Below are 23,587 nucleotides of genomic sequence, written 5' to 3' on the forward strand. Positions count from 1 at the left end.
GGGCACCGGCTCGACATCCACCGCTCCCCTGCCCCCAGGTCCGGGGGGCTTCCCCGCCCACCCGGGACTTGACACCTTGGGGGGCCAGATCTAACGCAAGGCGCCATGAGCACACCCCGCTTCCCGCCGTCGCCCCGCCGCCCCGTCAGCAACGAGGGCCCGCTGCGCGTCCTGCTGCTGGAGAACATCCACGCCTCGGCCCAGGAGATGCTGGCGGCGGAGGGCTTCCAGGTGGAGCGCACGTACTCCGCGCTCAAGCCGGAGGAGCTGGCGGAGCGGCTGCGGGGCGTGCACCTGCTGGGCATCCGCAGCAAGACGACGGTGCCGGAGGCGTCGCTCAAGTACGCGGAGGACCTGCTGGCGATCGGCGCGTTCTGCATCGGCACCAACCAGGTGGACCTGCTCTCCTCCAGCGTGCACGGCGTGCCGGTGTTCAACGCGCCGTTCAGCAACACGCGCAGCGTGGCGGAGATGGTGCTGGCGGAGGTGGTGGTGCTGACGCGCCAGCTCTTCGACCGCAGCCGGGAGGTGCACGCCGGCCAGTGGCGCAAGGTGGCCACCGGCAGCCACGAGGTGCGCGGCAAGACGCTGGGCATCATCGGCTACGGGCACATCGGCTCGCAGCTGGGCGTGCTGGCGGAGTCGCTGGGCATGCGCGTCCTCTACTACGACGTGATGACGAAGCTGCCCCTGGGCAACTCGCGCTCCGTGCCCACGCTGAACGCGCTCCTGGCGGAGTCCGACTTCGTGACGCTGCACGTGCCGGCGCTGTCCTCCACGCACCTGATGATGGGGGCGGAGCAGTTCCAGGCGATGAAGCCGGGCGCGTGCCTCATCAACGCCAGCCGGGGCACGGTGGTGGACATCCCGGCGCTGGCGCGGGCGCTGCGCTCCAAGCACCTGGGGGGCGCCGCGGTGGACGTGTACCCGGAGGAGCCGGAAGGCAACTCGGACGGCTTCGTCACGGAGCTGCAGGGCATTCCCAACGTGCTGCTGACGCCTCACATCGGCGGCTCCACGGAGGAGGCGCAGGCGTCCATTGGCAAGGAGGTGGCCACGTCGCTGCTCAAGTTCGTCAAGGGCGGCGCGACGACGGGCGCGGTGAACTTCCCCAACGTGGAGGCGCCCATCAACCCGGGCACCCACCGCATCATCAACGTGCACCGCAACACGCCGGGCGTGCTGCGTGACATCAACCGCATCGTGTCCGACTTCAACGCCAACATCCACGCGCAGGTGCTGAGCACCGACGCCAACGTGGGCTACCTGGTGATGGACCTGGACCAGGACGTGTCCCAGCAGGTGTGCGACGCCATCGCCGGGCTGGAGACGGACATCAAGACGCGCATCGTGTCCTGAGCGCCGGGCGCGCCTACGCGTCCAGTATCTTCCCGGGGTTGAGCAGGCCCTGCGGGTCCAGGGCGCGCTTGAGGGTGCGCAGCAGCTCCAGCTCCCCGGGCGCGCGCGTGTAGTCCAGGTAGTCCTTCTTCAAGAGGCCGATGCCATGCTCGGCGGAGATGCTGCCGCCGTGCTTGCGCACGAGGTCGAACATGGCGTGGTCCGCCTGCTTCGCGTGCGCGAAGAAGTCCGCCTTCTCCACCGCGTCCGGCTTCATCACGTTGACGTGCAGGTTGCCGTCGCCAATGTGGCCGAAGAGGCAGATCTCCCAGCCCGGGTAGCGGCTGGCGAACACCGCGTCCAGCTCCGCGCAGAACGCCTCCAGGTTCGCCACCGGCAGGGAGATGTCGTTCTTGTGCAGCACGCCCGTGGCCGACAGGCTCTCACTGATGGACTCGCGCAGCGACCACAGCTCCGCGGCCTGCCCCGCCCCTTGCGCCTGCGTGCCGTCGGTGACGAGCCCCCGCTCGAAGAGCGACCCCAGCCACGTCTCCACCGCGTCCGGGTCGCCGCCCTCGGACTCCAGCAGCACGTAGCAGCCGCTGGGCGCCTCGAAGGGTGAGCGCAGCTTGCGGTGGCGCTGCACGCGGGCCAGGCACTTGTCGGTGAAGAACTCGTAGGCGGACAGCGTGAGCGGCGCCTCGCGCGCGTCGCGGAACAGCCGCAGCACGGCGGCCACGTCCGGCACCGCGAAGAGGAACACGTCCTGCTTGCCCGGCAGGCGCGTCAGCTTGAGGGTGGCCTCCGTGATGATGCCCAGCGTGCCCTCGCTGCCGATGAAGAGCTGGCGCAGGTCCACGCCGGTGTTGTTCTTCTCCAGCGCGCCGTTGAGCTCCAGCACCTGCCCCTGCGCCGTCACCACCTGGAGGCCCAGCACCCACTGCCGGGTGAGGCCGTAGCGGATGACCTTCACGCCGCCCGCGTTGGTGGCGATGTTGCCGCCCACCGTGCTGCTGCCCTTGGAGGCGAAGTCCACCGGCCACGTGAGCCCGTGCGGCGCGCAGTGCTGGTGCACGCCTTCCGTCACCGCGCCCGCCTGCACGCGCACCGTGTTGCCGAGCAGGTCCAGCGGGTCCATGCGGGTCATCCGCTTCAGGGACAGCACCACCTCGCCCTTCGCGGCGACCGCCCCGCCCGCCAGTCCCGTGCGTCCGCCGGAGGGCACCACGGCGACGCGGTGCTGGTGGCACAGCGCCATGAAGCGGGCGACCTCGTCCGTGGTGCGGGGGAAGGCCACCGCGCCCGGGGCGGGGGTGTACACGCGCGTCCAGTCGCGGCCGTACTCCTGGAGCTCCCCGGGCTCGCGGGTGAGGAAGTCGCCGGGGAAGGACTCGGCGATGGCGCGGAGGAAGTCGGCGGGCAGCGCGGGCGTGGACATGGCTCCAGGCGTATTGCACGCACCCCGGCGTGACAAGTGGCGCGGTGCGTCCAGGGTCGGCCAGCGTCGCGAGCGCGTGGCCCTCCCCGCCCCGGGGGTGGGACGGGGTGCCGGCAACCGACAGTGTCGGCTCCGGGAAGGACTTCGGGTGGCCAAGAATCCAGGCTGGGCCCGTATACGACGCGACGGTCGCGTCCCCATCGCGGCCCCCATCCTTCCCAGGAGCCTCCGATGAAGCCCTTCCGCGCCCTCGCCCTGCTGGCCTCCCTGACGCTCGCCCCTGGCGCCCTGGCCGCCGCGGAGACCCCGCCCTCGCAGGTGCCCCAGGTCTTCGCGACGGTGGATGACTATGCCGTCATCAACCCCAGCACCGTGGAAGTCACCGGCATCCTCCAGGGGGAGACGCTGCCCCGGGTCTTCCGCTTCATCTACAACACCAGCGTGAACGCGGACTCCAGCCAGCACCTGTCGCGCTGTGACCGGCTGGCGCTGCTCGCGATGAACCGACCCGGACGCTACGTGTTCGAGATGACCCAGGGCGGCGGCTCCCAGCCGACCCGCTGCCGGCTGACGCGCCAGTAACCCCGGACGCCCTCCATGGACCTCCTGGCGAGAACGACGTGGGCGCTGGTGTGCGTGGCCCTGGGCTTCCAGCTCGGCTGCGGTGGGCGGGAGCCGGAGCCCCCGTACCCCACGCCCGTGGATGCGGACGGTGACGGCCGTGCGGTGAACCTGGACTGTGATGACCACGACCCCGCCGTGTGGCGGACCGTGAGGGGCTACGAGGACCTGGACGGGGACGGGCACGGGGACCTGGAGCGCCCGGTCTCCTGCGTGGGTGACGGCAGCGAGGGCTGGACGGAGCAACAGGGCGACTGCGCGCCCCAGGACGCCACCCGGTGGCGGTGGCCCGCGCAGGCCGTCTACCCGGACCTGGATGGAGACGGGGCCACGGGGCCCGGCCCGGTATGGCTGTGCGTGGGAGACACGCTCCAGGGCTATCGCGAACAGGCAGGGGAGCCCGACTGCGACGACCAGGACCCGCGGAGCTGGCACTCCGAGCTGGCCTGGGTGGACTCGGATGGCGACGGCGTGGGTGAAGGCACGCCCATCCGGTGGTGCACCGGGCAGGGCCGCACGCCCCCAGCGGGTCACGTCCTCGTGTCCGGGGACTGCGCGCCCGGGGACGCGCGCCGCTGGCGCATGCTGCCCTACGCCTACCGGGACGAGGACCAGGACGGCTTCACGGTGCCCCAGGCGGGAACGGTGTGCGCCGGGACGGCCCTGCCCCCGGGCCATGCCACCCACAGCATCCAGACCGACTGTGATGACCGGAACCGGAACCGCACCGTGCCCATCGAGCGCTGGGCCGACACGGATGGCGACGGCGTGGGCGAAGGGGACCCCATCCTGCGCTGCATCAGCCCCGGGGAATCGATTCCAGGCGAGGTCTTCCAGGGAGGCGACTGCGGGCCCGGGGACGGGACGCGCTGGCAGTACCTGGCCTTCGCGTCCCGCGACGTCGACTTCGACGGCTACCTGGCGCCGGCGTCAGGCCTGCGGTGCAGTGGCTTCTGGCTGCCTTCTGGCTTCTCCGCGTCGGTCGTGAACGACGACTGCGACGACCGGGACGTGACACGCTTCCGCACCTGGAGCGTCCACGCGGACTCGGACCGGGACGGCGTGGGCGCGGGTCCAGCGACCGCCATCTGTGGCGGGGCGCAGGTGCCCACCGGCTACGCGACGACGGACACCGACTGCGCGGCGGCGGATGCGGCGCGGTGGCGGATGCTGGCGTATGCGTTCCGCGACGCCGACGGTGACACCTTCACCGTGGAGCAGGCCGGGGAGCTGTGCGCGGGCGTGTCCCTGCCGGCGGGCCATGCCACCGACGCGATGTCCGGCCCGGACTGCGATGACACGAACGCCTCCCGCTACCAGACCGTGTCCGCCTTCACGGACACGGACGGGGACGGCGTGGGCGCGGGTGCCTCCACGGCCCTGTGCACCAACGGGCAGGTGCCGCCGCCCTGGTCCTCGCTGGGCACGGACTGCGCCGCGGAGGATGCGACGCGGTGGAGGGACCTCACGGCCTCCCTCGCGGACCAGGACGGAGACGGCTTCACCGCGCCGATTCCCGCGACGCTCGTGTGCACCGGGGCGGCCCTGCCGGCGCCCTACCACGCGAAGGCCGTGGGCAATGACTGCGACGACGCGGACCCGGACCTCTACCGGTGGATGGTGCTCTATCCGGACCGGGACGGGGACGGCGTGGGCGCGCCGCCCCGGCAGGTGAGCTGCATCGGACAGGCGATCCCCGGCGGCCTGTCCGTCTACGGGGACGACACCGACGACCAGGACCCGGTGCGCCAGGAGGATCCGGACGAGGCCGACGAGGTGGGCCTCATCCTGGACCTGTGAGGGCTGGGGCGAGCTACCCCTGGATGAAGGCCAGCAGGTCGTTGTTGATGACGTCCTTGTTGACCGAACACATGCCGTGGCTGAAGCCCGGGTAGACCTTCAGCATCGCGCTCTTGATCAGCGTCGCCGTCAGCCGCCCCCCACCGTCGAAGGGGACGATCTGATCATCGTCCCCGTGCATCACCAGGGTGGGCACGTCGAAGCGCTTCAGGTCCTCGCGGAAGTCGGTCTCGGAGAAGGCCTGGATGCAGTCGTACTCGGCCTTCAGGGCGCCCATCAGGCCCTGGAGCCGGAAGCTCTCCCGGAGCCCTTCGGACACCTGCGCGCCCGGTCGGTTGAAGCCGTAGAACGCCAGGCTCAGCTCCATGAAGAAGCTGGAGCGATCCTTCTTCACCCCGGCGCGGATGCCATCGAAGACCTCGATGGGCAGGCCATGGGGGTGCCAGTCCGTCTTGAGCATGATGGGCGGAACGGCGCTGATGAGCACCGCCCTGGCCACGCGCGAAGTGCCATGGCGCCCGATGTAGCGCGCCACCTCGCCGCCACCCGTCGAATGGCCGACATGGATGGCCTTGCGCAGGTCCAGCGCGCCCGTCAGCGCGGCGAGGTCGTCCGCGTAGGTGTCCATGTCGTGGCCGCCCCAGGGCTGGGACGAACGCCCGTGGCCCCGGCGGTCATGCGCGATGGTGCGGTAGCCACGCTCGGACAGGAACAGCATCTGGTCCTCGAAGGCATCCGCCGTCAGGGGCCAGCCGTGGGAGAAGACGACGGGCTGGCCCTCCCGGGGGCCCCAGTCCTTGAAGTAGAGCTGGGTGCCATCCCGGGTGGTGACGTAGCTGCCCGAAAGCTTCCCGACGTGCGCACTGCGGGACTGGGTGTCCATGGCTGTCTCCTGACGGTACGGCGAGGTACGACCGACGCGAAGGTGTCCCCCCGGGCGCCCTCGCACCATCGTCCCGCGAGCCCTCCGTCCGAAAGCCAGCGCACGTCCTCCCGCCCCTCACGGCGGCCCGGGGTGGACCCGGGCCGCCGCGCCCTTCAAGTGCTCACCTCACGGGTGGCTGGCCGGGTTCGCCGGGTTCGTCCCCGCCGCCCGTTCGTCCCCGTCGAAGAACCCATCCAGGTCCCGGTCGATGCCGGCGCGCATCCCCGAGCCCGGAGGCGTGCAGGTGTACGTCAAGAGACCCTGGTTCGTGGCGACGGCCGAGCGGAGCGACGCCGCGGGCACCAGCGGCAGCGCGGCGCGGTCCGTCTTGAACAGCCCGCCGCCCACGTAGAGGAAGCCCATCTCGTAGGTGCCGGCGCGGCCCTTGGCGATGAGGTCGCACTCCCCCGCGTTCGCGCGCGCCACCAGCAGGTCGATGCGCGGCCCGGCCACCGTGGCGTTGGTGGCGGTGAGCGTCACCTGCTGTCCGACGATGGGCGCCAGGTTGGTTTCAAAGGCGAACATGTACTGCTCCATGTCCTTCTTCACCTGGAAGCCCGCGGGCGTGTCCGGGATGCCCACCGCGTTGAAAATGGGGTGGAAGTCGAAGCCGCTGTTGAAGAGGAACAGCGTGGGGATGGCGCCGTCGCTGTTGAAGCCAATGCCACGCACCTGGTCCCCGAGGAACGGATCCGTGGGCGTGTTGCCGAAGGGGAAGCCCGCGCCGAACATGCCGACCTTCTGGTACATGTTGCGCAGGTGCGGGACCTTGGGAAACAGCGGCTCCGCGTCGAAGGAGCTCTTCCCGTCCGTGCCGAAGAAGCCCTTGAAGGGGCCCTCCCCCGGGTTCGCGTTGACGTCCACGCGGTGGCAGGACTCGCAAGAGCCGGGGAAGAAGCTGGTGGTGTTGACGAAGAAGTCCCGGCCCGCCTGCTGTGACGGCGTGAGGGAGTTGTCCAGGTTGCGGATGGGGTTGGGCGGGTAGACGACCTGGAGGATGAAGTCGGAGAACTTCTGCATCTCCACGGGCGTGAGCTGGGCGCTGCGGCCGAGCAGGTCCATGAAGGCCGGGTTGAACTGCTTGAAGGCCTCCACCTCGTTGAAGGCGCCGCCGTTGGGCTGGACGCTGGGCCCGGTGCTGCCGCCGGTGCGGTCCCCGCGCCAGTGCATGGGCCCCTGGTTCGCCATGCCGCGCAGGCTCTGGGTGGACAGCGGGCCCTTCATCGGGTGGAAGGCCGTGTCCTGGCCGAACGTCGGGTCGGGGCCGAACTCCGGCAGCACCGGGACGATGGGGTTGTAGTTGGCCGTCACGCTGCCGTCCGGGTTGCCCAGGTCCCAGGTGATGCTGTCGAAGTCACCGAAGATGTGGCAGCTGCCGCAGGACGAGTCGCCGTGGCTGGAGCTGGTGCGCGCGTTGTAGAGGAACGGGCGGCCCTGGACCACGCTCGGCGGCTCCGGGTTGAACATGGGCAGGTGGGCCACCTCCGTCTTCGTGGTGGTGTTGACGACGGAGATGGCGTTGTCGAAGCGGGTCAGCACGTAGAGGCGGTTGCGCGCCTCGTCCAGCACGAGGCCGGTGGGGCCGCCGCCGCTCAATTCAATCTGGTTCGCGGTGCCAGGCACGAAGGTGCCGGCCTCCAGCGCGGAGGTGGCGTACACGCCCAGCTTCGACGAACCGAACGCGGCGACGTAGAGCGTGGCGCCGTCGGACGTCACCGACATGCCCGTGGGCTGCGCGAGGCTCTTCTCGCTCTCCGTGTTGGGCGTGGCCGCGCAGCAGGCGGCGTAGTTGATGTGCGAGTTGAGGTGGCGGGGCACGACGCTCCCGCCGCTGCCCAGCACGGTGATGCGGCTTTCATGCAGGTGGCCGCGCAGGGTGCTGCCCAGCAGGGTGCCGGGACCTTCGAAGCGCAGGTCGTTCCGGGCCTCGGTGTTGCTGACGTAGACATTGCCGCTCACCGGGTTGACGGCCATGTTGAACAGGATGGTGCCCACGCCCGCGTAGGCGCCCGCCGCGCCCGCGACCTGCACGGGCGGGTTGGCGGTGGCGGAGATGGCGAACACGTCCTTGTCCGGCAGGGACAGGCGCACGTAGGACGTCCACGGGCGGTTGAGCACGTCCACCCAGTCCGCGCCGTTGTACTTCACGATGACGGAGACCTCCGGCGCGGGCAGGCCCTGGTGGTTGACGTTGGGGCCGGGCACGCCGCCCGCGGACTCGCCGCCGTTGGGCACCAGGCTCTCGTGGATGACGGTGGTGCGGTTGCCGGAGTGGAAGGCCGCCGCGTACACGCGCGAGCCGTCCGGCGTGGCCGCGAGCGCGCGCGGCGTGTCCCCGAACAGGGTGATGCGGGTGAGCGGCGTGCCGCCCAGCGTCGCGCCCAGGCTGTCCGAGTCGAACACCCAGACGTCCGCCCGGCCGACGCCCGGCGTGGTGAGCTGCGGGTCGAACCCGGTGTTCTGGCCCCGGTGCGCGGCGGTGATGAAGGCGCGCTTCTTCCCGGTGCCCGCGAAGACGATGTCGCGCGGCTCATCCCCCACGAGCAGCGTCCGCGTCACGGCGCCCCCGTGCCCGCCCGCGTCCACGCGCACGATGCTCACGCTGTCGGACAGGTGGTTGACGACCCAGACCTCGTCATTGGTGCGGGCGGCGACGGCGACCGGCTCCAGGCCCACGGGCACGGAGCCCCGGTGCGTCAGGCCGCTGGTGCCCACCTGGAAGATCTCCAGCCGGTTGTCGGGCGTGTTGACGGCGAAGAGCCACTGGCCGTTGGGGGACAGGGCCAGGGGGCGGACCTGGCCGCTCTCGAAGACGGTGAAGTGCTGCGCGGACGCGGTGAAGCTCAACAGCAGCAGCGCGGCGGACACGGCTCGCGCCATGCCACGGCGCGCGGCCGGAGGTCTGGGGGTCATGATGTCTCTCTGGGAAGGGGGAGGGAGGCCCCCGCTTCAACTGTAGTGGACGCGTCTTGAGCAGGGGAACGGGTGGTCCTGGACCCGGTGGAAGTCATTGCACCGCGCAACGACTTCCACCTCTACGTAGCCAGGATTGGCGGCTGGTCACTTCCGGGGCCACTCGCTCAGCAGCGCTTCGACGTCAGCCTGCTGGGTCCAGTCCAGCCGGCCCCGCAGCGCGCTCTTGCCGCACTCGATGAGGACCGACCTCCACTTCGAGGCCGACGTCTGCGGGACATGGTGTGTTCGCCGCGCCTCCCAGAACGTGCCCCCGGTCGCGTTCACCACGCGCGCCACGCAGGCGTCGAACTCCTCCTGGGGCAACCAGCGCAGGGACTCCAGGACCCCGTCCGCGTCGAAGCCCTCCAGCGGGGAGTCCTTGCCGGTGATGGCCTGGAGGGACCTCTGGCCCTGATGTTCGGGGATGAAGGACACGCCCCCGGGGCGCAGCACGCAGTGCCCCCTGAGCCATTCCTCGTCGGGTCCCTGGAGCGACGCGGGGAGGATGGCCACCTGCTTCAGGCGCACCCCGCTCCGCGCGGCGCCGCGGAGGGGCGGCTGGCGGTGCAACTCCAGGAGCGAGGCCACTTCAAAGGCATCCAACACCGCCCGCGCATGCAGCCGCCGGTCCCCCGTCACGCGCAGGTCCAGGGTGAAGGGATCCACGGTGATGCCGCCGTCGGGGATGGTGCCCAGCCGCACCGCCTGGGGCTCACCGATGGCCGGAATCCAGAGCAGCCGCTCACTGGTGATGCGCACCCGGCCGGAGCCCAGCAGGGGCCGCGCCAGCCACCACAGCGGCCTCAGCGTGCCCCCCATGAGGGCCGCCATGAACGAGGGGACCCGCGAGCTGCCCCGCTCGGGATGGGGGATGAATCCCTGCATGAGGCGCCGGCCCGGATGCCAGCGGGAGTCGGCTTCGAAGACGAGCACCTCGCCCGGGTTCAGCGCCTGGCTCACGGGCTGACGCACCAGCGCCTCCAGCCGCGTCAGCACCTCTTCGAGCGGAAGGTCCGCGGGCGCCACGGCCAGCGCCTCCAGCCGACGCCGCGCGAGCCCGGGGAGCCGCTCACGCAGCTCCGACAGCTTCCGGGCCTGCCGCAGCACGGGCAGGGAGCCGCTCCAGGAATCCGAGGCCGCGCGATGCTGGACGCGCTCCAGCGCCTCCTTCAACGCCTCCGTCCGGGAGACCAGCGTGGGCACCAGCTCCGGCCGCTTCAGCAGTCTCCGTCGCCAGCCGGACCCGGACAGCACGCGCTCCAGCTCCGCATGGAGGGGCAGCGCCTCGGCGATGAGCTCCGCGCGCCCTTCGAGCTGGCGCTCGGCGTCGGACGCCGTGAGGACATCAGGCGCGGGGGAGGACCGGGGACGCTGGGACATGGCGCCGCGAAGCTTAACGCCCCGGGGCCATGGACGGAGGCAGCGCGCCCGAGCGCTCCCGCGCCCTAATCGCCCGGCGTCTCCAACTCCAGACGTGCGCACTGGCGCAGCACCTCTTGTGCGTCGGTGGACCCGGCGCCAGGGGGTGGAGCGACTTCGAGCCAGGGCACGGGAGGTTGGGTGGGCGTGCCTTCGGACTCCTGGAGGAGCGTGAGCAGCTCCCGCGCGGGATCCCTTTGAAGCAGGGGCACGGCCTGCGCCGGAGATCGCGCGGCGGGCACCTGCCCTGGAGCGGCGGGCACCGGCGCGGGAGCAGCGGGCGCCAGCACGGGCGGCGCGTGCATCTGTCCGGGAGCAGCGTGCGCCGGCACGGGGTGCTCCGTCACGTCCGGGAGGGGAATCGCCGCGGCCTGGAGCAGGGCCGCGGGGTCGGGGCGCTGGGACACCGTGGCGACGGGCTCCGCGGGCAGGATGTCATCCGGATCGAAGCCGAAGGGCACACCGGGCGGCGGCCTGGGAGGCGTGCCCCGCTCGGGCTCCAGGTCGAAGGGCGAAGGCCCCTCCGGCATGGGCACGCACCTCAACGCGTTCGGGCGCGGCGTGGGCGCGCCGGAGTCCAATGGCTCCGGGGAGATCTCCGACGACACCGGAGTCATCCGGGGCGTGACGCTGGAAGACTCCAGACGCGGAGGCCACAGCGGCACCGGCAAGAGCACCACCTCCGGCTCTCGCACGGGCAGCGAGCGCACCCGCGCGCCGCCCCTCGGCGCCGTGGCCTCCGCGAGCGCCGCCGCATGTTCGGCCAGCACCCGCTCCGCCCAGCCCTTCACCCACCGCGCCAGGGCCAGCACCCACGCCAGGTGGCACCGCGCCCGGAGCGGCGGCCCGCCCTGCACGGCCCTGGCGGGAGGGGCGGCCCCGCGCGTCACCCGTCCTCCTTCACGGGCATCCGGATGATCAACGGCGTGGTGCCGGAGGCGAGCACCTCCGACTCCACCGCCAGCATCTCGCCCTCGGCCCGCACCTCCAGGCGGCCCAGCGACCGCGCGGGCGGCACGCGGGGGAACTGGAAGTGGCCCTGCGCATCCGTGCGCGTGCTCAACTGCAGCGACGGCAGCGCCACCCACGCACCCCGGATGGGCACGTCACCGGGCCCCACCACCTGGCCCAGCAGCGCGGACGGCGAGGGAGCGCGGCCCACCAATGACAGACACCGCGCCTCCGCCGGGGGCTGGTCCTTGCGCACCTGCACCCGCAGGCGGAAGGCGGGGCGCGGCACCGAACGGAGCCCCGCCCAGAGCGCGGCTGGCACCGGGCTCAGGTCCACTTCAATCTCCTTGTCGCTCATGGCCGCGAAGACCAGATCGCCCAGCAGCCGGTGCGCGCGCTCCGGTGTGTCCGCGCCCACCGTCACCAGGTAGCAGACGGTGAATTGCAGGACGCCCCGCTTGCCCGGGCGCGCCATGGGCGCCGGCCCCAGCTCCAGGAGGTAAAGACAGACGCCCCGCTCCAGGGAGTCCCGGTCCGGTACGCCCAGGTACACCGGCGCATCCGTGGCGACACGTCCCACCCACGCCCTCATGCGTTGATCGACTTCGTCGATCATCCTTGGCCCCCCGGTTCCCGGCCTGTCCACCGCTACGCCGTGTCTGCCCATCGTACGCTCGCAGGACCTCGTGCGTCTGCCCATTGCCCACGGGATGGAGCGGGACGTCCGTGAGCCGACAGGGATTGGACGTGTCCGGAACCGGGCAGTCACCGCTCCGCACATCGCGGCATCCCGGAAAGCCCGTACGGGTTTCACACGACATCGCTTCTCTTCTGGGGTGCCTTCCGCGAAAGATGTCCACCGGGCCGGCAACCACCGTGGAACTTTCGTCATGACGATGGACTTCCTTTCAATGAGACGACGCACCTCCCTGCTGTCCTCCGGCCTCGCGCTGGGGTGTCTGGCGGCACTCGGCTTCTCCACCCCCGCCATGGCGGAGGACGAGGGTTCGAAGCACGTCCTGGGCCTGATGGTGGACGCGGGCGCGCCCCATGGCATCGGCGTGTCCGCGGTGCTGCGGCCCACGCAGTGGCTGCGGCTGCAGGCGGGCCCCACCACCAACACGCTGAGCGTCGGCGTGCGCGGCGGGGTGAGCCTGCTGCCGCTGGACACGTTCATCGCGCCGTCGCTCAACGCGGAGGTCGGTCACTACTTCGGCTCCGAGTACAGCGACGTGCTGGACTGGCTGGGCCGCGAGCCGAGCACGACGTCGCAGGCCATCCGCGACGTCACGTACAACTACGTGACGGGCAGCGTGGGCCTGGAGGTGGGCGCGCACAGCCGCTTCAACTTCTTCCTGCACGTGGGCCTGAGCTACGTGGCGCTCACGGTGCCGGACCCCACGCCGCTCATCCAGGACGCGACCAACGACGACACCGTCACGTCCGGGCCGCTGCACGTGCGCGCCACCATCCCGTCCGTGAAGCTGGGCTTCATCCTCTACTTCTTCTGAGCCAGGAGACTCCCCACCATGCGTACGAAAAACTTCCGCACCCTCCTGCTCTGCTGCGCGCTGCCCCTCTTCACCACGGGCTGTGAGTCCCTCTTCGCCATCGAGGTGGAGGCCGAGGAGATCTGCAAGGCCGAGGACGACCTGTCCTTCCCCGCCGCCTTCCCGGGCACTGCGTCCGTGGAGCAGGCCATCCAGGTGCCGCTGGGCGACTTCGCCAGCGCGCTGCCCGACGACACCGACGTGGAGACCCAGCTGCGGCTGAAGGTCTTCACCGCCACCGCCACCACCGACATCAGCGGCATCGAGCGCGCGAGCCTCTCCGTGCGCAAGCCCGGCTCCGCGGAGTACGTCCTGCTGGGCGAGTTCCGCGGCGCGGGCAACGGCGGCGCCACCAACACGCTCCAGCTCACCGGCAGCGGCGCGGTAGACGTGCTGGACCTGGCGAAGCAGGAGGAGCTGGAGTTCCTCTTCCAGGCCTCGGGGTCGCTGCCCGAACAGCCGTGGAGCGCGGACGTCCGGGTGTGCGTGGGCGCCAAGGCGAGCGCCAACTACTTCAACCTGGTGTTCTGACGGGCCTGCGTCCCCGTCCCCGGCGTCAGGACAGCGCCGGGGCGGGGGCGGCGGGCTGGATGCCCAGGTGCTCCAGGCGCGTGCCGAGCACGTGGTCGAAGAACGGATGCGTCACGCACCAGTTCGCGTCCGGCACGCGGCCCAGGTGGTGGTCGCACAGCCAGGGCACGCTCGCCCGGGCCCACGCCGGGTCCAGGTGCGCCCGGCGGTGCACGCGGTGGAAGTTGAACGCGCAGGCCCACACCGTGCCCACGAAGAAGGGGGCCAGGGGGAGCAGGGGGACGTGCGCGAGCGCGAGCACCGCCAGCCCCACCCGCTCCCGCAGCTCCGCGGCGCGCGTCCACCGCGAGCGCAGGTACGCGTCCGCGCAGGGTGACGCCGCGAAGGCCGGGTGCGGTGGCACGGGAGCGTGACGGCGGCCCGGCGCCACGTACCGGCGCAGCGCCCACTCCCCGAAGTTCGAGTACGCCCAGCCCAGCGGAATGCCGATCATCGTCCCCTCCCCTCTCCCGTGGGGATGGGCACGCGGGGGCGCCCCCGCAACACCGAAGCGAGCGGCAGTGCACAGCGCGGCCAGCCCCCGTGAGGCGGGCGACAGGGGCCGGCCCCCGGGGGAGGTGCTGACGCAAGGTGTTCACGGCGCGGGGCCGGAAGTTGGACGGGACGGCTTGGGGCCCGTAAGTGGGGAGGGTGGGACGCAAGCGGACCGTGGGCGGCTTCGACATTCCGAAATGGGCGTGGCTGGCGCCGTGCGTGCTGGTGCCCGTGGTGCTGCTCAACGTGGGCGTGGCGTGGCTGGGCGAGACGCAGGTGTCGCCGCTGTCCTTCTCCTTCCTGAAGACCAAGGCGCGGGCGCTGGGCGCCTACGCGGCGCACCGGCCCGCGTGCATGCTGGATGCGCACCCGCCGCTGGAGCCGCTCATCGCGGACGCGGAGCGCCGGCACGGGATTCCGTCGGGGCTCCTGCGGGCGCTCATCCAGGTGGAGTCGGAGACGCGGGTGCACCGCATCTCACCGGCGGGGGCCATGGGGCCCGGGCAGCTCATGCCGGACACGGCCGCGATGATGCGCGTGGAGGACCCCTTCGACCCGGCGCCCTCCATCGACGCGAGCGGGCGCTACCTGGCCGAGCAGCTTCGCCGCTTCCGCGACGTGCGCCTGGCCGTGGCCGCGTACAACGCGGGGCCGGGCTCGGTGAACGGGCGCGTGCCGCGCAACGGGGAGACGGAGTTCTACGTGGCCAAGGTGCTCGCGGCGTACGAGCACACCCGCCCGCCCGCGCCCCGGAAGAAGGCACCGGAGAAGGCCCCCGTGGCCCAGGCCGCCGCGAGGAAGGCCCGCCCGTCCGGCGCGCATGCGAAGCCCCCGGTGGCCCCCAGGGTGACGACGCCCGTGAAGAAGCCCGCGCCCCCGCCGGTGTCCCCCGCCAGGGCCGCGCCCCGGCTCGCGTCCGCGCAGAAGGCTTGAGGCGGGAGCGCGGGAGGGCATCAGCCTCCGCGCACGCGGGCCGCGTCCACCCGGGAGGCCTGAAGGCCGCTGGCGGCGCCCGTGTCCAGCCACAGCTCCACGTCGCGGTGCAGTTGCAGGAACGACGCCGGGCACCGGGGCGTCAGCGGCCCGTGCACCATCGCCGTCACCGCCGCCGCCTTGTTCACCCCGAAGGCCAGCACCACCACCTTGCGGGCCTGGAGGATGGCCGCCATGCCCAGCGTCAGCGCCGCCATGGGCACGCGCGACGGGTCGTCACCGAACGGCAGCACGTGCGACAGCCGCGTCTCCCGGCTCAGGCGCGCGCGGTGGCTCGTCGCCGTCAGCACCTCGCCGGGCTCGTTGAACGCGATGTGCCCGTTGGGCCCCACGCCCAGCAGCAGCAGGTCCAGGCCCCCGGCCGCCGCCAGCGCCGCGTCGTAGCGCGCGCACTCCGCCTCCGCGTCCGGCGCGCACCCGTCCAGGAAGTGGATCCGCTGCGTTGACAGATTCACATGCCGGAACAGGTGCCGGTCCATGTACGCCCGGAAGCTGCCCCCGTCCTCCGGCGGCAGGCCCAGGAACTCGTCCACGTTGAACGTCGTCGCCCGCGACAGGTCCAGCGCCCCCCGCGCGGCCAGCTCCGCCAGGCCCCGGTACACGTTGAGCGGAGAACGCCCCGTGGTCAGCCCCAGCACCAGCTCCGGTGTGTGGCGGACGGCCTCGGCGATGCGCGCCGCGCAAGTGCTGGCCGCCTCCTGCTCCGTCTCGAACACGCGTAGGTTCATGGGGCCTCCAGCATACGCCGGCCCCCGTTGACAAGCCTCCACCCCACGGCCGTTCCCCCGCACGCCCTGGGGCCGGGAGCGTCCCCCGGTGAGCGTCCGGCGCAAACGGTCCTCACGCGCGAGGCCCCGGTCGGGCTAGAACCGGACCCATGAAAGTCGCCGTGCTCACCGGCGGGGGTGATTGCCCCGGCCTCAATGCGGTCATCCGCGCCATCGTCCGCCGTGCCAGCGAGCACGGCTTCGAAATGATGGGCCTGCGGGATGGGTGGAAGGGCCTGCTGGACGACAACCACTTCCGCCTCACGCGGGAGACCACCTCCGGCATCCTGCACCGGGGTGGCACCATCCTGGGCACCTCGCGCGTCAACCCGTTCAAGGTGGAGAACGGGCTGGAGCGCGTGAAGCGCTCCATTGAACGCAATGGCATCCACGCGGTCATCGCCATCGGCGGCGAGGGCACCCTGTCCGCCGCCACGCGCATGTCCCAGGAGGGCGTGCGAATCGTCGGCGTGCCGAAGACCATCGACAACGACCTCAACGGCACCGACTTCACCTTCGGCTTCGACACCGCCGTGGGCATCGCCACGGAGGCCGTGGACCGGCTGCACTCCACCGCCGAGTCCCACAAGCGCGTCATCGTCTGCGAGGTGATGGGCCGCCACGTCGGGTGGATCGCCACCTACGCGGGCATCGCGGGCGGCGCGGACGTCATCCTCGTCCCGGAGATCCCCGCCGACCTGGAGGCCGTCGCCCAGCACCTCCAGCGCCGGCACGCGGGCGGGCGCACCTTCTCCATCGTCGTCGTCGCCGAAGGCACGCGCATCAAGATGTCCGCGGACCAGAACGAACAGCTGGTCACCACGGGCTCGCTGGATGAAGCCGGCCGGCCCCGCCTGGGCGGCGTGGGCAACATCGTCGCCTCGGAGATTGAGCGCCGCACCGGCTTCGAGACGCGCGTGTCCGTGCTGGGCCACATCCAGCGCGGCGGCGCCCCCACGGCGCACGACCGGGTGCTCGCCACCCGCTTCGGCGTGCATGCGTGCGACATGGTCGCCCGGGGCGAGTTCGGCAAGATGGCCGCCCTGCGCGGCAACGAAATCGTCAGCGAGCACCTCTCCGAGGCCACCCGCGAGCTCAAGCGCGTGCCCAAGGAGTTCTTCGAGGTCGCCCAGGTCTTCTTCGGCTGACAGTCGACTTTGACGTACTGCGCCATGCCCTCCTCCTTTGGGAGTGAAGGGCATGGCGTCGCGCATCCGGTAGCATCCGCGCCTCACCCGTTCGCGAAGGGATGATGCCGATGCTCACCGGTCGCATGATGGACTTCCCGCTCACCCTGACGCACATCCTGGAGCGTGCGCGTTCGTATTACGCCACGCAGGAGATCGTCAGCCGCAACCCGGACAAGTCCCTGCACCGCTACACGTACGCGGACTTCCACAAGCGGACGAGCCAGCTGGCCAACGCGCTGACGCGGCTGGGGGTGAAGCCGGGCACGCGGGTGGCGTCGCTCAGCTGGAACCACCACCAGCACCTGGAGGTGTACTTCGGGGTGCCGGCGATGGGCGCGGTGATGCACACGCTCAACCTGCGGCTGCACCCCAAGGACCTGGCCTACATCGCGAGCCACGCGGAGGACACGGTGGTGGTGGTGGACCGGTCGCTCTTGCCGCTGCTGGAGAAGTTCGAGAAGTCAGCGCCCTGCATCCAGCACGTCATCGTCATCCCGGACGACGGCCCGGTGCCGGAGGGGCGGCTGGACTACGAGAAGCTGCTCGCGGCGGAGTCGGACACGTTCGCGTTCCCGCGCCTGGATGAGAACAGCGCGGCGATGCTCTGCTACACGTCCGGCACGACGGGCAACCCGAAGGGCGTGCTCTTCAGCCACCGCTCCATCGTGTTGCACACGCTGGTGTGCTGCCTGCCGGAGGTGCTGGGCCTCAAGGACACGGACACGGTGCTGGCGGTGGTGCCCATGTTCCACGCGGCCGCGTGGGGCCTGCCGTTCGACGCGCTGCTCACGGGCGCGAAGCAGGTGCTGCCCGGGCCGCACCTGGATCCGCAGTCGCTGCTGGAGCTGATGCGGGATGAGAAGGTCACGGTGGCGGGCGGCGTGCCCACCATCTGGCTGGGCATCCTGGCGCAGTTGGACCGCGAGCCGGGCAAGTGGGACCTGAGCCCGATGCGGCACATGGTGATTGGCGGCTCCGCGGCGCCGCCGTCGCTCATCGACGGGTTCCGCAAGCGCCACAAGCTGGAGGTGCTGCACGCCTGGGGCATGACGGAGATGAACCCGGTGGGCACGCTGGCGCGGCTGAAGGGGGACCTGCACACGGCGTCTCCGGAGGCGCAGCTGGATGCGTATGCGTCGCAGGGCTATTCGGTGCCCTTCGTGGAGACGCGCCACGTGAGCGACGCGGGGGAGGTGTTGCCGTGGGACGGCAAGGCGATGGGCGAGCTGGAGGTGCGCGGGCCCATGGTGGCGGCCTCCTACTTCGGGGACGAGGGCAAGGACCGCTTCACGGCGGACGGCTGGTTCAAGACGGGCGACGTGGTGACCATCGACGCTGCGGGCTACCTGCACATCACCGACCGCAGCAAGGACGTCATCAAGTCGGGCGGCGAGTGGATCAGCTCGGTGGCGCTGGAGAACGCGCTGATGGCGCACCCGTCCGTGCTGGAGGCGGCGGTGTTCGCCGGGAGGCACTCCAAGTGGGACGAGCGGCCGCTGGCGGCGGTGGTGTTCAAGGCCGGGCTGCAGGCGACGAAGGCAGAGCTGACGGCACACCTGGAGAAGCAGTTCGCGAAGTGGTGGCTGCCGGATGACTTCCTCTTCGTGCCGCAGATTCCGCGCACGTCGACGGGGAAGTTCCTGAAGATGAAGCTCCGGGAGGACTTCGGGGACCACCTGTTGAAGACCCCGGTCGCGTCCTGAAGTGGTTGAAGCGACCGCCGGGCACCTGACACTGGGGGCTGGCGGCTCGCGCCGGGGCGGGGCTGGGGTTACGGTAGGCAGGTGATGCCTTCCGTCCATCAGCTCCGCCCGTTCGCCTACGCGCCCGTGCAGGCCTTCCTGCAAGCCTCCGGGCCGGTGGTGCTCATCCAACAGCCGCCGGAGCCGGTGTTCCAGCAGGTCGCGCTGCGACTGGCGGAGGCGCGCACGGTGGGCATGGCGCACCGCTCCCGGCTGGTGGACCGGCTGCTGGTGATGCTCCAGGGGTTCGACTCGCTGGAGGTGCACTTCCTGGCGCCGGAGTCGGACGGGCAGGAGCTGCGGGTGGGGCGCACGGAGGGCTGCGCGCTGATGGTGCATGACCCGTCGGTGTCGAAGCAGCACGCGGTGCTGCGCTGGCACGAGAAGCAGGGGACGTGCTCGGTGCACGACCTGGGTTCGATGAACGGCACCTGGCTGAACGCCGCGGCCCTGGGCGAGGGAGAGACGCGACTGCTGGCGGACGGGGATGCGCTGTCGTTCGGGGACGCGCAGTTCCTGTACCTGCGGGCGGAGACGCTGCACTCGCACCTGCGGCTCGCGAGCCCGGGCGGCGGGATGTGACGGTCAGTCGGCGGCGGGCAGCTCGCGGTAGGTGACGTCCGCGGGGCCCAGGCGCTGGAGGACTTCGACGAAGCGCTCGCTGACGACGCGTGGGTTTGCGCCTGCGAGGCCGAAGACGTCGAGCCCTTCCGGGATGGACGAGCGCAGCAGCCAGCGCTTCGGCGGCAGGGCGAATGATTCGGGCCGACCGCAGATGTCACACGCGGGCGTCTTCCATTCCCCGATGCAGTCGGGGTGCAGCCTCGCCAGGGGACGCGACTCCAGTTCGTAGAGCGCGGGCGTGGTGCTCCGGCGGGACTTGAGTTCCATCCGGACCGCGATGATGCCGCTCAGACCTTCGGACTTGAGCAGTTCGACGGCGTCTTCGCGGAGGACCACTTCCCAGGGCGGGTCACAGGAGATGGGGCCGAACCTGCCTCGCGCTGTTCCGACCATGGGTCCGAACGAAGCGCCTGCCCTGACGGGAAGCTCGGGTGGAACGAAGGGCCGAACCAGCGCCACCAGGCGGTTGTATTCCTCCAGGGATGTCGGCCCTTTCTGCTCGGACAGCCCGGGTTCAGGGACATGCGACAGGTCCACCGACGGGAACGCGTCCATCCATGCCCAGGGCCCATATCTGGGGCACTCGACCCCAGACAGATGCCAGCGGTGATGGGCCCGGTACTCCCCGCTCCATTGCGATTCCACATTTTCGGCCGGGCCACGAATCTCGAAGTAGCGCATGGATCAATCCACCCATGGGATGGGCGCAAGGTCGACCTGCTGCCTGTAGGTCATCGGCAATCCGAAGAGTCCGTACTTCTGAATCATCCACGAGGCATGCTCGAAATGACGCGGAATGGTCGCATCGAGCCCTTCACCGTCGATGAACAACTTCCAGTCCTGGTTCCAGGGACCGCCCCTCTCTCCCCGATGGATGCGCGCATGCACCTCCGCATCAATGGCCAGGACGTACTGGTGGATCTCGATCCGTTTTCGCTCGAAGTGAGCTTTGAACGCCTGCGGGAAGATGTGGTGACGCTCCTTCGGCCGCTTCGCCCACGCCTCCCGGGCCTTCTCGCGCCGTAGCTCGCTCGGCAGCTTCTCGCGCGGGTGCCAGCGGAACACCATGACGGGCACCGCACCGTCCGGCACGCCCTGCGCACTGCCCCAGTTCCGTTGAGGGCCACTGCCGGGCGCCACGAACACCGGTACGGCCGCCGTGGCGCCGCGCGTGCGCACCACCCGCTCCGGCACCAGGTCCTCGCACCGGAACAGGGCACAGACGTCCTCCTCGCAGACGTGCGTGAGGCACTGGTCCTCATCGCGGGCCTCGCACTCCCGTGCGTCCGCCCACTCCCGCGGGGGCGCGGATACTGAGGCACAACCTCCCAGCACGACCAACACCCACAGCCACCACACGCGCATGCCACCCTCCATCTTCGTCGTGCTCTCGACCTGAGCGGCCCACGGACAGATGACACGGAACTACCCTGCGGGCAGCTCGCGGTAGGTGACATCCGCGGGGCCCAGCTTCTGGAGGACTTCGACGAAGCGCTCGCTGACGACGCGCGGGTTTGCGCCTTCGAGGCCAAAGACGTCGAGTCCATCCGGGATGGACGAGCGCAGCAGCCAGCGCTTCGGCGGCAGGTCGAACATCTCAGGCCGGCCACAGACATCGCACGGGGGCGTCTTCCATTCTCCGATGCAGTCAGGATGCAGCTTCGCGAGGGGACGAGACTCCAGCTCATAGAGCGTGGGCGTGGTGCTTCGGCGGGACTTGAGTTCCATCCGGACCGCGATGATGCCGTTCAGCCCCTCTGCCTTGAGCAATTCGACCGCGTCCTCACGGAGCACGACCTCCCATGAGGGCCAGCAGGTGATGGGCCCGAATTTGCCTCGTGCGGTTCCGACCATGGGCCCGAACGAACTCCCACCCTTGATGGGGATCGCGGAAGGAAGGCAGGGCCGAACCAGGGACACCAATCGCATGTACTCCGCGAAACTCGTGGGCCCCGTCACTTTTGCCAGCACGGGTTCCTCCACACCCGACAGGTCCACCGAAGGATATGCCCCCATTCCTGCCCAGCTTCCACACCTGGGACAATCCACTCCTGGCAGATGCCATCGGTGACTGGCTCGATACGCTCCACTCCAATGTGCCGGCGCATCCCACTGTGGGCTTTTGACTTCGAAATAGCGCACGTATCAGTCCTCGAAGGGCACGGGCATGAGGTCGACCTGTTGCCAGTACGTCATCGACAACCCGAAGAGTCCGTACTTCTGAATCATCCAGGAGGCATGCTCGAAATGACGTGGGACATCGGCCTTCGCCCCCCGGGTTTCGATGAAGTCATTCCAATCCTGATTCCAAGGTCCACCTCGCTCCCCTCTGTGGATGCGCGCGTGCACCTCCGCATCGATGGCCAGGACGTACTGGTGGATCTCGATCCGTTTTCGCTCGAAGTGCGCCTTGAACGCCTGCGGGAAGATGTGGTGACGCTCCTTGGGCCGCTTCGCCCACGCCTCCCGGGCCTTCTCGCGTCGTAGCTCGCTCGGCAGCTTCTCGCGCGGGTGCCAGCGGAACACCATGACGGGCACCGCACCGTCCGGCACCCCCTGAGCACTACCCCACGTTCGCCTTGGCCCACTGCCGGGCGCCACGAACACGGGTACGGCCGCCGTGGCACCGCGCGTGCGCACCACCCGGTCCGGCGCCAGGTCCTCGCACCGGAACAAGGCGCAGACGTCCTCCTCGCAGACGTGCGTGAGGCACTGGTCCTCATCGCGGGCCTCGCACTCCCGTGCGTCCGCCCACTCCTGCGGGGGCGCGGACACCTGGGACACGGAGGCACAACCACTCAACAAGAAGACCCACAGCCACCACACGCGCATCCCGCCTCCCGGAGCTGGCCCCTCTCTTCCAGAGATTTCCCGTTCAAACCATCCGGGTGCGCCGTGACACAGGCGAGCAACCCCGGTGTCGGTGGGACAGCGCGCTGTCAGGGGCTCCGTTATCCTCGGGCTCCCTCATGTCGAGGGCGGCCCCGGACCTCTTGAGCCCGGGACGTGAAGGAGAGCGCGGAAACGATGGGAAGGCTCCTGGTCCTGCTGTTCGTCTACCTGGGCTCGTACCTCGTGCTGCGCAGGCTGTGGCCCACCGTCACGCGCGGGTGGCGCCATGGCGTGCTGCTGGGCCTGATGGGGCTGTCATCCGTCGCCTGGCTGGTTCCCGCGCTGACGGGCTATGGCCTCCACGACACGCCCGCGCCGCTCGTGCCGGTGAAGCTGTTCGCCGTCATCTGGAGCATCGCCGCGCTGGGGCTGACGCTGCTCGGCCTGCCGTTCCTGGTGCTGAAGCTGTGGAGCGAGCGTCGCCGCAAGGCCGCGCCTCCCGGGGTGGACCTGGAGCGCCGGGGCCTGCTCGTGAAGGCCGGACAGGCCATGCCCGTGCTCGCCGTCACCGGCAGCACCCTGGGCGTCGTGAGCGGCAGCCTGGGCTTCACCGTGCGCGAGGTGGAGGTGAAGCTGAAGGGCCTCCCCGCCGCGCTCGACGGCTTCCGCATCGGGCAGATCACCGACGTCCACGTGGGCCCCTTCATCAGCCCCGAGTACCTGCGCGGCGCCGTGGACGCGATGAACGCGGCCGGCGTGGACCTCCAGGTGATGACGGGCGACCTCATCGACGACGTGAACCAGGTCGACGCGACGATGGCCGCCCTGGCCGCGAACACGGCCCGCCACGGCATGCTCGCCATCCTCGGCAACCACGAGCACTGGCGCGGGCTGGAGGAGGTCCTGGGCGGCTACGAGGCCCTGGCCCAGCGCGGCGCCCCGGTCCGCCTGCTCGTGGACGAATCCCACGTGCTGGAGCACGGAGGCCAACGCGTGCGCGTGGTGGGCGTGGACTATCCCATGTCCGGACGCAGCCACACCGTGCGCGAGGCCCGCTGGAAGCACTCGGCGGACACCGCCTTCCAGGGAGGCCAGCCGGACGACGTCGTCATCTGCCTGTCCCACCACCCGGACTTCTTCTCCTACGCCGCCCAGCGCGGCGCCCGCCTCACGCTCGCAGGCCACACCCACGGCGGACAGGTGGCCTTCCTGGGCATCCCGCTGTTCAGCTTCGCCTTCAAGCACATGCTGGGGCGCTACCGGTTCCGCGACAGCCACCTCTACGTCTCCGGCGGCACGGGGCACTGGCTCCCCTTCCGCATCGGAGTGCCGCCCGAGGTGACGCTGCTCACCCTGCGCAGCGCCTGAACATCCGGG

The 23,587-nt window shown here is 70.6% G+C and carries 22 protein-coding genes; 10 read left to right on the top strand and 12 right to left on the bottom strand.

Annotated features, from left to right (window positions below; translation table 11 throughout):
• Positions 1–105 precede the first annotated feature (105 nt).
• The gene (gene serA / locus OV207_RS18985) at positions 106–1,359 is read left to right on the top strand and encodes a phosphoglycerate dehydrogenase (protein WP_267556562.1); all 1,254 of its coding nucleotides are present in this window, start codon (positions 106–108) and stop codon (positions 1,357–1,359) included.
• Positions 1,360–1,372: 13 nt separating this feature from the next.
• Here the strand turns inward: serA and OV207_RS18990 are convergent, their stop codons facing one another.
• The gene (locus OV207_RS18990; protein WP_267556564.1) at positions 1,373–2,776 is read right to left on the bottom strand and encodes an FAD-binding oxidoreductase; all 1,404 of its coding nucleotides are present in this window, start codon (positions 2,774–2,776) and stop codon (positions 1,373–1,375) included.
• A 231-nt stretch (positions 2,777–3,007) separates the two neighbouring features.
• On the opposite strand from OV207_RS18990, the gene OV207_RS18995 reads away from it, so the two are divergent.
• Positions 3,008–3,358 carry a hypothetical protein gene (locus OV207_RS18995; RefSeq protein WP_267556565.1) on the top strand — a complete coding sequence of 117 codons (351 nt, stop codon included), beginning with the start codon at positions 3,008–3,010 and terminating at the stop codon, positions 3,356–3,358.
• 15 nt (positions 3,359–3,373) lie between these two features.
• Positions 3,374–5,197, top strand: a complete 1,824-nt coding sequence (locus OV207_RS19000) for a hypothetical protein (protein ID WP_267556566.1) — start codon at positions 3,374–3,376, stop codon at positions 5,195–5,197.
• Positions 5,198–5,210: 13 nt separating this feature from the next.
• Here OV207_RS19000 and OV207_RS19005 read toward each other — a convergent pair whose 3' ends face one another.
• The 5 genes from OV207_RS19005 to OV207_RS19025 form a co-directional block, all read right to left on the bottom strand.
• On the bottom strand, positions 5,211–6,080 hold the full coding sequence (locus OV207_RS19005; protein WP_267556567.1) for an alpha/beta fold hydrolase: 870 nt from the start codon (positions 6,078–6,080) through the stop codon (positions 5,211–5,213).
• 168 nt (positions 6,081–6,248) lie between these two features.
• Positions 6,249–9,035, bottom strand: coding sequence for a hypothetical protein (locus OV207_RS19010; RefSeq protein ID WP_420715236.1), 2,787 nt, complete (start codon positions 9,033–9,035; stop codon positions 6,249–6,251).
• A gap of 147 nt (positions 9,036–9,182) precedes the next feature.
• Positions 9,183–10,457, bottom strand: coding sequence for a hypothetical protein (locus OV207_RS19015; RefSeq protein ID WP_267556568.1), 1,275 nt, complete (start codon positions 10,455–10,457; stop codon positions 9,183–9,185).
• 65 nt (positions 10,458–10,522) lie between these two features.
• On the bottom strand, positions 10,523–11,386 hold the full coding sequence (locus OV207_RS19020) for a hypothetical protein (RefSeq protein ID WP_267556569.1): 864 nt from the start codon (positions 11,384–11,386) through the stop codon (positions 10,523–10,525).
• A complete protein-coding gene (locus OV207_RS19025; RefSeq protein ID WP_267556570.1) occupies positions 11,383–12,063 on the bottom strand; it encodes a carboxypeptidase-like regulatory domain-containing protein in 681 nt (226 codons plus the stop codon). Before OV207_RS19025 ends, OV207_RS19020 begins: the two co-directional genes overlap by 4 nt.
• Positions 12,064–12,358: 295 nt before the next feature.
• Between OV207_RS19025 and OV207_RS19030 the strand changes: the two genes are divergently transcribed.
• Complete coding sequence (locus OV207_RS19030; RefSeq protein WP_267556571.1) at positions 12,359–12,958, top strand: hypothetical protein; 600 nt, start codon at positions 12,359–12,361, stop codon at positions 12,956–12,958.
• Between the two features lie 18 nt (positions 12,959–12,976).
• The gene (locus OV207_RS19035) at positions 12,977–13,528 is read left to right on the top strand and encodes a hypothetical protein (protein WP_267556572.1); all 552 of its coding nucleotides are present in this window, start codon (positions 12,977–12,979) and stop codon (positions 13,526–13,528) included.
• Between the two features lie 25 nt (positions 13,529–13,553).
• Here OV207_RS19035 and OV207_RS19040 read toward each other — a convergent pair whose 3' ends face one another.
• The gene (locus OV207_RS19040) at positions 13,554–14,021 is read right to left on the bottom strand and encodes a hypothetical protein (protein ID WP_193350111.1); all 468 of its coding nucleotides are present in this window, start codon (positions 14,019–14,021) and stop codon (positions 13,554–13,556) included.
• Between the two features lie 197 nt (positions 14,022–14,218).
• Between OV207_RS19040 and OV207_RS19045 the strand changes: the two genes are divergently transcribed.
• Entirely contained in the window at positions 14,219–14,995 is a 777-nt protein-coding gene (locus OV207_RS19045; protein ID WP_267556573.1) for a lytic transglycosylase domain-containing protein, read from the top strand.
• A gap of 20 nt (positions 14,996–15,015) precedes the next feature.
• Here the strand turns inward: OV207_RS19045 and OV207_RS19050 are convergent, their stop codons facing one another.
• Positions 15,016–15,783 carry a glucosamine-6-phosphate deaminase gene (locus tag OV207_RS19050; protein WP_267556574.1) on the bottom strand — a complete coding sequence of 256 codons (768 nt, stop codon included), beginning with the start codon at positions 15,781–15,783 and terminating at the stop codon, positions 15,016–15,018.
• A gap of 149 nt (positions 15,784–15,932) precedes the next feature.
• Between OV207_RS19050 and OV207_RS19055 the strand changes: the two genes are divergently transcribed.
• From OV207_RS19055 to OV207_RS19065, 3 genes are all read left to right on the top strand, one after another.
• Positions 15,933–16,970 (top strand): 6-phosphofructokinase, encoded by a 1,038-nt coding sequence (locus OV207_RS19055; protein ID WP_193350117.1) that lies wholly within the window; start codon positions 15,933–15,935, stop codon positions 16,968–16,970.
• Between the two features lie 110 nt (positions 16,971–17,080).
• Complete coding sequence (locus OV207_RS19060) at positions 17,081–18,715, top strand: long-chain fatty acid--CoA ligase (protein ID WP_267556575.1); 1,635 nt, start codon at positions 17,081–17,083, stop codon at positions 18,713–18,715.
• 84 nt (positions 18,716–18,799) lie between these two features.
• Positions 18,800–19,336 (top strand): FHA domain-containing protein, encoded by a 537-nt coding sequence (locus tag OV207_RS19065; protein ID WP_267556576.1) that lies wholly within the window; start codon positions 18,800–18,802, stop codon positions 19,334–19,336.
• Between the two features lie 3 nt (positions 19,337–19,339).
• On the opposite strand, the gene OV207_RS19070 is transcribed toward OV207_RS19065, so the two are convergent.
• From OV207_RS19070 to OV207_RS19085, 4 genes are read right to left on the bottom strand one after another with little or no spacing between them, the layout of a single operon-like run.
• Positions 19,340–20,059, bottom strand: coding sequence for a double-CXXCG motif protein (locus tag OV207_RS19070; protein ID WP_267556577.1), 720 nt, complete (start codon positions 20,057–20,059; stop codon positions 19,340–19,342).
• A 3-nt stretch (positions 20,060–20,062) separates the two neighbouring features.
• Positions 20,063–20,743, bottom strand: coding sequence for a TIGR02269 family lipoprotein (locus tag OV207_RS19075; protein WP_267556578.1), 681 nt, complete (start codon positions 20,741–20,743; stop codon positions 20,063–20,065).
• Between the two features lie 60 nt (positions 20,744–20,803).
• Entirely contained in the window at positions 20,804–21,520 is a 717-nt protein-coding gene (locus OV207_RS19080; RefSeq protein WP_267556579.1) for a double-CXXCG motif protein, read from the bottom strand.
• Positions 21,521–21,523: 3 nt separating this feature from the next.
• Entirely contained in the window at positions 21,524–22,210 is a 687-nt protein-coding gene (locus OV207_RS19085) for a TIGR02269 family lipoprotein (protein WP_267556580.1), read from the bottom strand.
• A 195-nt stretch (positions 22,211–22,405) separates the two neighbouring features.
• On the opposite strand from OV207_RS19085, the gene OV207_RS19090 reads away from it, so the two are divergent.
• Entirely contained in the window at positions 22,406–23,578 is a 1,173-nt protein-coding gene (locus tag OV207_RS19090; protein ID WP_267556581.1) for a metallophosphoesterase, read from the top strand.
• Positions 23,579–23,587: the final 9 nt, after the last annotated feature.

Origin of the sequence: Corallococcus sp. BB11-1, assembly GCF_026626625.1 — a bacterium.
Classification (GTDB): domain Bacteria; phylum Myxococcota; class Myxococcia; order Myxococcales; family Myxococcaceae; genus Corallococcus; species Corallococcus soli.